Annotated in this window: 2 protein-coding genes; both read left to right on the forward strand. The window is 64.2% G+C overall.

Annotation, left to right across the window (positions count from 1 at the left end):
• The first annotated feature begins 63 nt into the window (after positions 1-63).
• Positions 64-6,213 carry a DUF4011 domain-containing protein gene (locus N1032_RS08460; protein WP_259538585.1) on the forward strand — a complete coding sequence of 2,050 codons (6,150 nt, stop codon included), beginning with the start codon at positions 64-66 and terminating at the stop codon, positions 6,211-6,213.
• Positions 6,214-6,687: 474 nt separating this feature from the next.
• Positions 6,688-10,215: an NACHT domain-containing protein gene (locus N1032_RS08465; protein WP_259538586.1), complete on the forward strand. Its 3,528-nt coding sequence runs from the start codon at positions 6,688-6,690 to the stop codon at positions 10,213-10,215.
• Positions 10,216-10,366: the final 151 nt, after the last annotated feature.

Genomic DNA, 10,366 nt, shown 5'->3' on the forward strand with positions numbered 1-10,366 from the left:
ACGCAGTGACTACGTGCCCGTGCGCTGCGAGTTCGATCGCCATGAAGCGCCGGGAGCAACTCGATGGAGTCCAGCAAGAATGATGAAGCCGTCGTCGATGCGCGGCACCTCGAGCCGACCGCATCCGCCCGCGTCACGCTGAACCTCACCACGGCCGGCGTCGTCAGCTACGCCCTGGCGAACGCCCGCCTCTCCGCCCTCGAATCGGTCACCATCACGAACCCGGGCCCGATGCTCCGCGCCGCCTCCCTCGAGATCGAAGCAACGGATGCCTTCGGCTCCCTCGGATCCCCCAGCACCACCCTCATCGACCTCGCCGAGCAGGCGACCGTCACCCTCTCCGAGCTCAGCCTCTACCTCGACCCGGCGAAGATGCTCGCCGTCGATGAACAGCGTCCCGGACGCATCACCGCCCGCCTCACCGACGCCGACGGCACCACGCGAGCCGAAGCATCCGCCGACGTCGACGTGCTGGCCGCGTCCCAATGGCGCACCAACCCGGTGCAGCTCGGCATGGAGCTGCTCCCCGCCTACGTGCAGCCCAATGCCGCCGCCATCCAGCCCCTCCTCCACGAGGCAGGCGAACTCCTCGAGAAGCGCACCGGCGACCGCAGCATGACCGGCTACCAGCTCGAAGATCCAAACCGGGTGGATGCGACGGTCGAGGCGATCTACGAGGCGATGCGTGAACGGCGAATCCGCTATGCCGAGCCGCCCGCCAGCTGGTCGAGCACCGGCCAGAAGGTGCGCACCCCGGCCGAGGTGCTCGAGGGCCGGGTCGGCACCTGCCTCGACACCACGGTCGTTCTCGCCGCAGCCCTCGAGCAGGCGGGTATCAACTCGACCCTGTGGATCTTCGAAGGCCACGCCTTCCTCGGCTACTGGCGGCACAACAGCGAGATGGGCTCGGTGGTCGACTTCGAACCCGCCGACCTGATCAACCGCACCGCGCTCGGCCAGATCGTGCTGCTCGAGACCACGGCCGTCACCGACTCCCGAGACGGCGACTTCGAGGCCGCCAAGCGCGCAGCACGAGCCCGCATGGAGGGAGCGCCGAGCACGTTCATCGGCGCGATCGACGTGGGGGCTGCCCGTTCGGCGAGCATCTTCCCCCTGCCGTCCCGCTCCGTGGATGCCGACGGCACCGTCGTCGTCACCGAGTACCGGGTCGCGGCGAGGGTCGCGCTGCGCGACGGCCGGGAAACCACCAAAGCCACAAACGACGAGACCAACAGACGAGCCGCCCCGCCTCGTGTAGCCCAGTGGAAGAACTCCCTCCTCGACCTGAGCCTCCGCAACCGCCTGATCAACTTCACCGACCGCGCCGGATACTCCCTCTCCGTGCCGAGCGCATCCCTCGCCCACCTCGAAGACCAGATCAACGCCGGCATCCAGCTGTCCCTCCGCCCTTCCAACGCGATCAGCGCCGTCGATCGCGAGCGCAAGATCCAGTTCGGCCGCGACCTCCCCGATGACACCCGCGCCCAGCTGCTCGCCGACCGCAAGGAGGCGTACATCGACATCACCGAGGAGTCGTACGCCACCAAGCTCCGCTACCTCGCCTACAAGGCGAAGACGATCGTGGAGGAGACCGGCGCGAACAACCTCTACCTCGCGTTCGGCATGCTGCACTGGACGTTCAACGACCGCGAGCTCCGATCGCCCCTCATCCTGATCCCCGTGAAGCTGACCACGGCGAACCGCGGATCGCTCTACCGCTTGACCCTCGACGAGTCCGGCGCATCCACTCCCAACTACTGCCTGCTCGAGAAGCTCTCGCAGGCCTACGACCTCACGATTCCCGGCCTGGCCGATCCGGTTCAGGATGGCGCGGGCATCGACCTGCAGGCCGCCTTCACCGCCACCCGTCAGGCCATGCTCGATGCGCACCTCCCCTTCCGGGTCGACGACACCGTCAACCTGGGTATCCTGCAGTTCGCCAAGTACCGCCTCTGGAAAGACCTCGACGAGAACTGGGAGTCGCTCGCGGGCAACCCCCTGGTGAAGCACCTCATCGAGACGCCGACGGCGCCGTTCATCGACCCCGTGCCCGAGGCGACGGCCGAGAACGCCGTCGACCTCGACGCCCTGAGCGCCCAGTGCCCGGTGCCCGCCGACTCCTCGCAGCTCGAAGCGGTGGCCGAGGCCGCGCAGGGCCGCACCTTCGTGCTCGAGGGACCTCCCGGCACCGGCAAGTCGCAAACCATCACGAACCTGCTCGCGAAAGCACTCACCGACGGTAAGCGCGTGCTCTTCGTGGCCGAGAAGCGCGCCGCCCTGTCCGTGGTGCAGCGCCGCTTCGAAGAGATCGGCCTCGGCCCGTTCTCGCTCGACCTCCACGACAAGGGCGCTCGCCCCGCAGCCGTGCGGTCGCAGATCAAGGCCGCCCTCGAGCATCGCGTCACGACGGATGGCGCCGCCCTCAGCACCAACCTCGAGATCGCGAACTCCAACCGCCGTACGCTCTCGCGCTACGCCGAGCGCCTGCACGAGAAGAACTCGGCCGGCCTCTCGCTCTATTCCGCCCGCACGAGCGAGCTGGCGGCGGATGCGTTCGTGCCCGAGATGCCCGTTCCGTCGGGTCTGGTCTCCGGCGGCTCGTCCGACGACTTCGAGGCGATCCGGGTGGCCCTCCGCGACCTCCCCGAGACGGCCGACTACGTGCGCCCGCAGCGGGTGAACCCCTGGGGCCTCGTTGTCGACCGACCGGACGCCCCGGCCGACTCGACCGCGGTGCACACCGCCGCGCAGACCCTCGACCGGGCGATCGCGGCGGCACTCGAAGCGGGTGCGACCTTCGACTTCATCGCGCTCGCGACCTCCCCCGAGCAACTCGCCGACTGGTCGCGCATCGACGGCTACCAGCGCGAGCCACTCGCCACCATCGACGCAGCGCGCGACACCACGACGCCCAGCGCCTGGAATACCGCGGCGCAAGCGGTCGTCGACCAGCTGGCCGCCCTCACGCAGTCACCCCCGGCCTGGTTGCAGCAGGCCCACCCCGAGGCCGTCACCCTCGACATCGCGGGCATCCACGCCGAGGCCCTCGCCGCCGACCAGTCCGGCTTCTTCGGCCGCAAAAAGCGCCGTCGTGCGGTCGCCACAAAGCTGGCCCCGGCCCTGCGCTCCCCCGACGCGGTCGACCTCAAGCAGCTCTCGACCCTCACCGGCCAGATCGCCGAGTCGGCCGCCTACCTCCAGTCCCTCCGCGCCTACATCCAGCAGCTCGCCGGCGTGCGGATCGCCGCCGACTGGAACCCGCTCCGCCCGAGCGACGCCGAATCCGTGACGACGCAGATCGCCTGGCTCCGCTGGGTCGGCACGACCATCGGCGTCCGCCCCGGCGAGGACCCGGATGCGTTCACCGCCGAGTCCCGCCGCCTGTACGAGTCGACGCCCCCGGATGCCTCCCGCGCCGCCGCGATCGCAGCGCTGGCAACAGCGTGGTCGGCCCTCATTACGGCAGCTCGCACCTCGGCAAGCGATCTCGGCGCGTGGGCCTCCGGCCCGGCGGGCGTGACGGGCCACGGTGCCTCGACCGGCCAGACCGCCCCGACAAGCCGGTCTCACGAGCCCCAGCGCCAAACCTTCTTCGAGACCTGGGCCGCCACCCGCACCGGCCGCAACCTCGACTCCCCCACACCCGTGTCCCTCGACCGCTGGCTGGCCTTCACCCGCGCCCTCGAACCGCTCCGCCGCCGCGGAATGACCGACGCAGTCAAGGCGCTCGAGACCGGCGAGCTCACCGCGGATGACGCACGCCTCTCGTTCGAGAAGGGTCTCGCCGCGGCATCCGTCGACGAACGCGAACAGACGACCGCCCTGGCCGACTTCGACCCGACCGCCCACAACCGCTCGATCGAGCGCTTCACCACGAGTGCGCTGGCGATCCGCGCCGAGCTGCCGAACGCCATCCCGGCGCACGTGCTGGCGCTCCGGCGTTTCGATTCGAGCGCGCCGGCCGGCCAGGTGGGTCTGCTGCGCCGCCAGCTCGAACGCCAGCGGGGCGGGATGAGCGTGCGCACGCTGCTCGACACCTTCGGTGAGCTGATCACGCAGGTGCTGCCGATCACGCTGATGTCGCCCGAGTCGGTGGCGCGCTTCTTCCCCGCGAAGCCGGGCCTGTTCGATATGGTCGTGTTCGACGAGGCCTCGCAGATCCGGGTGGCGGATGCCGTGGGTGCGATGGGTCGCGCCGATTCGGTCGTGGTGGTCGGTGACAGCAAGCAGATGCCGCCCACCAGCTTCGGCGAGACGGCGCTCGATGCCGACGACGAGGTCGAGCTCGAGGCCGTCGTGGTGCACGACGAGGAGTCGATCCTCTCGGAGTGCGTGCAGTCGCAGGTGCCGAGCAAGTGGCTCTCGTGGCACTACCGCAGTCAGGACGAGTCGCTCATCTCGTTCAGCAATCACCACTACTACGAGAGCCGGCTCTCGTCGTTCCCGGCGCCGCTGAGGTCGGCCGAGCGCGAGTCGCGCGACGGCTACGGTGTCTCGATGGTGCGGGTGAACGGCACCTTCAACCGCTCGGGCAAGGGCAAGGAGCTGCGCACGAACCGCATCGAGGCCGAGGCGATCGTGGCCGAGATCCGTCGCCGCTTCGAGGCGGCTTCGGCCGCGCAGACGGATGTTCCGCCTGCCGCTTTCGAGGCCCCGTCGCTGGGTGTAGTGACGTTCAACGCCCAGCAGCGCGACTTCATCGAGAACCTGCTGCGCGACACCGGTGACGAGCGCATCCTGAACGCCCTCGACAACGACAGCGAGGGCCTGTTCGTGAAGAACCTGGAAAACGTGCAGGGCGACGAGCGCGACGCGATCCTGTTCTCGATCGCGTTCAGCGTGAACGAAAAGGGCTTCCTGCCGCTGAACTTCGGCCCCCTGCAGCGCGCCGGTGGCGAGCGCCGCCTCAATGTGGCGGTCACGAGGGCGCGCCGTCAGGTGCTGCTCTTCGCCAGCTTCGACCCATCAGAGCTCCGCGCCGAGCAGACGAGCTCGATCGGTGTGAAGCACCTGAAGTCGTACCTCGAGATGGCGGCAAGCGGCTCGGAAGCCCTCGAGGCCGACCCCCGCCGCACAGCGATCTTCGACCGCCACCGAGACGACATCGCCAACGAACTGCGGATGCGCGGCCTCGCGGTGAAGACGGATGTCGGCCTCTCCGACTTCCGAGTCGACCTGAGCATCGCGCCCACAGACGCCCCCGACCGCCCCCTGCTGGCGGTCCTCCTCGACGGCGACTCCTGGAAGTCCCGCCGAACGGTCGCCGACCGCGACGGCCTCCCCACCGAGGTCCTGAAGAACCTCATGCACTGGCCAGCGGTCGAACGCGTCTGGCTCCCGGAGTGGCTGCACGCCCGCGAGGCGGTCCTCGACCGCCTCGAACTAGCGATCGCCGACGTCCAGGCGGCCGACGCCAACGGCGCCCAGCTCGCCCGAGTCGACTCGATGGTCGAGCAAGCGCTCGAGGCCGACGAAGATATCGAGAGCCCCGCGACGTATGCGGCCGCGCCCGCGCGCTCCGCAGAAGCGCCGACCAGCGACGACCTCGCCGCAGCGAATGCTCCCAACCTCTTCAAGAACCTGGCGAGCGCACCTCCCGCGCAGCGTTCCATAATCGACGACCTCATCGAGCCCTACACCCCGTGGACGCTGCGAAGGGTCGGCTCGATCGCCGTCCTAGACGCGCTCCCCCGGCACGACGCCGCCCGGGCGGTGGAGGCCGTCATCCGAGAGATCGTGGCGACGGAGGGCCCGGTCCACCTGGTGAGGCTGGCGAAGCTCGTGGCAGCCGCCTTCGACCTGAACAAGGTCGCCCAATCCCGAGCAACAGCCATCCTGAGCTTCGTCCCACCAGAGATGAAGGCGCGCTCGACCGAGCCCTTCGCTTGGCCCGCCGAGCTCGACCCGGTAACGTGGCGCCGCGCGCGCTCCTCGCAACAGGGCGAAGCCCGCCCGCTCGATCACGTCTCCCTGATCGAGATCGCGAACGCCATGTCGATTGTTGCGGAGGCCTCAGCCGGCCTGGCCGTGCCCGACCTCAAGCGCGAGGCGCTGGCGATTTTCGGCGGCAAGCGGATGACCGAGGCGATCAGCGCCCGCCTCGACACCGCCCTCACATGGGGCATCGAGGGTGCGCGCCTGACCCGCACGACCTTCAACATCATTCAGCCGACGAGTCCGCCGAGCTCCAGTCCCGCAAATTCACAAGCGTGATCCACACATCGCCGCGCGACCCAGCTCACAACACGAACTCCTGGATCGCAGTCCATCGTCGTGAAAGCCAGTCCTGCTGCGTAGGCTCCCCCACTTGTAGCCACCGGCCTCGAGGTCGATCGACCGCCCGGAATAGAACTAGTCAGGTGATTCAGTGCTCACTCGAAGGAGCTGCACCGTGTCAAGTAGATGCCAACTGTTTGACGCTGTTGCGTGTGTATCGGCCCGAAGCGTGTACCCCGATTTAGGTGGCACAGGATAACCGGCTCGAGCGAGTCCTAGCGGAGCCTCCTTTGCTCTTCGAACCGAGTTGGCGGATACGAGCATTGCGACGGTCTGACGCCCACCTTGTGCTGGCGACACTCCTTAATTCGCGGCGAGTTGGTTTTCGATCATCATCGAACGACCAGAAACGCAATTGGAACATATGTCAGTGCCGGTCATGCTTTCGCTAGCAGCCGCTAGGGTGCACATGTGCGAATGAAGGGTAAACACGTTGGTGCGGTTGTCGGCGGCCTCATTGCGTTCGGCGCTCCGACATTGGCTGTCCTGCTCGGATTCCCAACGACGCTAGCTGTCGTGGCCTTTGCGGCAGCGGTCTTGATTGGCAGCGCGTATGGGCTGGTGACGGCCCACTCACGACGGGCCGCCAGCCCCACCCGGTTGCTTTCCGTGAGGCTCTCAAACAACCTATCTGAGGAGATTGGTACAGCGTTTGGAACCGCATCGCTTGACATCTATGTCGAGCGGGAGTGCGAGGAAAGTCTTCGCGCTGCAGCCATCACTACCACTGATCCCATCGTCCAAATTCTCAGCGCCGATGCCGGCTCGGGAAAGACGAGCATCCTTTGGAACCTCCATCGTCAGTTGACGAAGCTCGGACACTATCCGATTCTGGTTTCCGCTGCCTGGCTGAGCGCAACTACAACGCAAGCTGCGCTACCAAAAGACACACTCATCAGGGACATGCGCAGCTTGCTCGATCAGAGGCGAAGGCCCATTGTGCTCATTGACACTGTGGATCTACTTCTCCACAACTCGAATTCACGCGTACTGACGCTCGACCTAGTCGCAATTCTTCAGGAAATGAATCTCGCCGTGGTGCTGGCAACCAGACCATCCGAAGAGGAAGTTTTGCCGACCTCTCTCGGCAAAGTGATTCAACTCGACCGCTATACGCCACGTGAAGTGTCAGTTGCCGTTCACGCTCTCGTTCGGCGCTTTGCACCCGGCGAGGATGCTTTCATCGCGGAAGCCGAGATACAAGACGCGGTCGCTAGGGGACTACCGGTCCGAGAGGTCTGTGAGAAGCCATTGTTCCTGCGGATGCTTTTCGAACTTGCTCAGCCAAATCTGCCTGATCTTCGAGAGACAGACGTAACTTCTTTGTACCGGCAATATTGGGATGACCGTATCGAATCGGATAAGCGCGTCGGCGCCCTGAGCGAGAGCGAAAATCTCTCGTCCCATGCCGCTGCAACAGCACTCCTGATGCTTTCGAGCGGGACCCCTGAGGTCAGGTCATCATCGCTCCTCGAACGCGCTCCGCATGAACTCATTGCAATCGAACCCTTCTCGAACCGTTCGTATCGCGAAGGACTCATGACGCTGACAGAGCGAGGGGTTCTCGTAGAGGAAGGGCAACTCGTCAGTTTCTTCCATCAGACAATGTTCGAGTTTGTCGCCGCCCTGGCCATTCGCCGAAGAGGGCGAAGCGGTGACCTAGAACTACTGCTCCGCCACGTGCTTGACAATCCACTGGACCTGTTTGTCGGTGCAGTGCTTGAGCAATACCTGCTGCTCAGCGCCGACGATTCTCTGGGACGCGACAGCGTAGCCGAGGTGACTAAAGCACTCATAGACAGCGGAGCCACCGGCCTAGCAAACCATGCAATAAGAACCCTGGCACGCAAGCCGACGCTCATTAACCTACAACCAAATGTGCTCGACGGCCTCGGACACTCTCAAACCGAGCATCTCATCACCCTCAGTGCCTCCGGGAGCCTGCCGGACTATGAGAATTTGGCGACCCTCTATCGCTCTGTATGGAAGACCGGCTCCAGAGCCGTCCGTAAAGCCATCACAACTGCACTGCTCCGGCTCGCGCCTCGAAACATTGATTGGGCTCGCCAGACGTCTGCTCTACTCGGAGTAGTAGTGCAAGCCACACGAGATCCGGAGACGGTCCAGCGGCTTACAGAACTCCACATCCTGCTTTATCGGAAGGGACGACAATCGGACGCCGACCAGATTGCAATGATTCTGCGCAAGCTCGACGATATTTCGCGACCGACGTTCATTGAAACGCTTACGCATTTGGGAGACCGATGGGCAGTAATCGGAGACGCAGTACTCCTTGCGGCCGTACGCGGTGCCATCGGCCACAACATGGCGAACAAGAAGACCGATATGGATGGATTACAACGCGCCTACGGCCACTTGCTCTACCATTCCGCTCCTCTCGAAGACGGCCAGTATTGGACGACACTCGCCGAACGCGTAGCGCAATCTATCGTCGAAGAACCAACTAGTCCAGATCTTGCCGCCTACCTTCACTCCCTCGCGGAATTTCTTAGCACAAGCAACACAGCACCCACTATTCACGGCATTCTTAAGGCAGTGCGCTCTGCCCCACCCGGATCAGCGCCACGGCTCCTAGCCAGGTGCTTCTACGGCCCCCTGCTCGAGGGCAAGTCACTCGCAACGATCGCGCTCACCATCAGCCTTCAGGACGACCTACAAGGTCTGCCCGTGGCAAAGCGCGGCCTGAAATCCGACCATCAGCATCGGGCAAACGTCGCACGCATCGCTCTGTCGCATCCCAACACAAACGATTCGCTAATCAAAGACATAACAAGCCCATTGGCGATAAGGGATTCCACCATTCTTCGCCGCGCGGACGGACTAGTTGCGGTCCTCCCTCACATGTATCGCGCCGGCGTGCCAGGCAGCCGTGAGCAAATCCAGGACCTACTTGTACATAGAGATGTCGATTCGCGCATCGCACGGAGAGAATTCCTCAACCGAGCAGACATTTACCTTGCAGACCCGTACATCGCTGAGTACTACGTCCAAATCTCGATCGAAGAGAATGACTCTGGGCGCCTCACCCACGCTCTTAGAGATCCGCACGCAATGGCTGCGCTAGAGAACCACAAAGCCGCCCTGAGCGAACTGATCACCGACAACCTCAAAAGCTCGGCCCTTCCGCAGCGCGAGGGAGCGAATACGTGGTTGCTAGCAGTTCGTGCTGGAATTTTGAAGCCAGACTTCGATGACGTGGATAGCGCTCTGATCGAGCTGAGTGACTTGAAAGCGCGCACTCATCTAGTTAACCTTCTGCGCGAACTTAGCGAGAATAACCCAGACATCTGCTCCAAAGTCCTTTCCTCACTTGAACGAGAAGTTCGCTGGGTTTCCAACCTTTCACGAGACAGCAATCAGCGTGAGCGCGACATTTATCGTGACTCCGTGGACAACGCAACGGCGTATGTCATTGCCTCACAACCTGAGGTCACCGATTTTGACTACACAACTCTGATCTCGCTCGCTTCGCGCCGACGAAAAGTCGACAGCAATGTGGAAGTGGATCTTTACCGCGCCGTCAACCGGGTGATTGTCAAGGTTGCACCAGCCGCGCCGGATATCGCGCTAGAACGACTCCTTACCGCGGCCTCGTCTGCAGCCATCAGTGACATCAGCGGAGCGCAACAAAAAGACATCGCCGCTTATCTATTCTCGGCGCAACGCTCGGTCATGCGGGAAGTCGGACGGAGCTCACTTCGCCGCCTCATCCTCAGCACCGAGACGCTCCCCGAACCAATCGCGGAGTCGTTTATAAGAAACTGCTTCTCGTATAGGCGAACAGACTCACGCCCCAGCTTCAGCGAGCTTCTCAAGCGGGCGAACCTCCATGTTGGGCTCGCCCATTTGATTACCACCAACCTCGAATCAGCAACCCGCAGGATCGGATCGGGCACCTTCCCGAAGATCCTCGCCTAGATGCGGTCAGAGGATCGCACGAACGGTCGCGATGTCATCTGGTTCGAACCAGAAACGCGTGCTGCTTACGTGGCAGAATCCGCATGTTCACCTAGTTTAGAGGCCCCGATGACCACGTCAAGCGAGGTTGATCGCGACTGTGATGAGTCAT

It is taken from the genome of Herbiconiux daphne, assembly GCF_024979295.1.
GTDB classification, from domain to species: Bacteria; Actinomycetota; Actinomycetes; order Actinomycetales; family Microbacteriaceae; genus Herbiconiux; species Herbiconiux daphnes.

Coding starts and splice junctions, on each gene's coding strand:
- N1032_RS08460 (WP_259538585.1), top strand. CDS start 64: ATGGAGTCCAGCAAGAATGATGAAGCCGTCGTCGATGCGCGGCACCTC.